Source organism: Neisseria sp. P0022.S010, from assembly GCF_051956635.1.
The window spans coordinates 1-813 of record NZ_JBQCXF010000764.1 but is presented as its reverse complement, the minus strand read 5'-3'; the positions used below and the strand labels follow the sequence as shown (position 1 = coordinate 813).

The 813-nt window shown below is 44.3% G+C and carries 2 protein-coding genes and 1 pseudogene; all 3 read left to right on the top strand.

The features are described 5' to 3' along the window. A pseudogene (locus tag ACTHUT_RS21265) lies at positions 1 to 168 on the top strand (class Ia ribonucleoside-diphosphate reductase subunit beta); the annotation flags it as partial. Between the two features lie 75 nt (positions 169 to 243). Then, a complete protein-coding gene (locus ACTHUT_RS21260; RefSeq protein ID WP_440386648.1) occupies positions 244 to 621 on the top strand; it encodes a DUF6979 family protein in 378 nt (125 codons plus the stop codon). Between the two features lie 61 nt (positions 622 to 682). Next, positions 683 to 813: 2Fe-2S iron-sulfur cluster-binding protein (locus ACTHUT_RS21255; protein ID WP_440419786.1), on the top strand; the 131-nt coding region annotated here is incomplete at its 3' end.

Genomic DNA, 813 nt, shown 5'->3' with positions numbered 1-813 from the left:
CCTGCCGGATTTGAAGGTGCGACCCAAAATCCGATTCCTTGGATCAACGCATGGCTGTCTTCTGACAATGTACAGGTTGCGCCGCAGGAAGTGGAAATTTCTTCTTACTTAATCGGTCAGATTGATTCGGAAGTCAGCGCGGACGATTTGGGCGATTTCGAGCTGTAAACCGCGTTTCAGACGGCCTTTGGGCGTAACCGGCCGTCTGAAAATCTCTTTTCAATCCTCAAGGTATAACCAAAAATGAAGATTTATGGCGACATTGCGGTAAAAGCAGCTGAATCATATTCTAAATATGAAGATATGGAACAAACTTGGACAGAGATTGCGGCATCATTTCCCATCAAGGAGTCAATTAGAAAAAAAGGATGCCCAAAGAATGCATTTTTGGGATTGTGTCGTGCGGGGTTGGTTAAAGGAATCAACCCGGAAAAAGTCAAAACCAAACATTCCAAAAACGGAGAATATGCCGTTGCAGCGGTCAGCCTTTTAAAAAATGATCCCGAATGGGCAAATCAGAAAAAATCCGTTTTCTGGCGCGAAATTGTGGGTAATGAAAAAAAATATAACAGCCAGCTTCATGTCGTTTTGGCCTTGTGGGAAAAAGGCTTGATTATTTGAATTTATATATTTAAGGCCGTCTGAAACATTGTTCAGACGGCCTCTATGCCCTAAAACACACATGGCACTCATTAGCACACACGACAAAACCTTCCAACTCCAACAAGGCGAAACCTTATTGGAGGGCTTGGAGCGCACTGGACACGAAGTTGAATACCAATGTCGCAGCGGTTATTGCGGTTCATGCCGGGT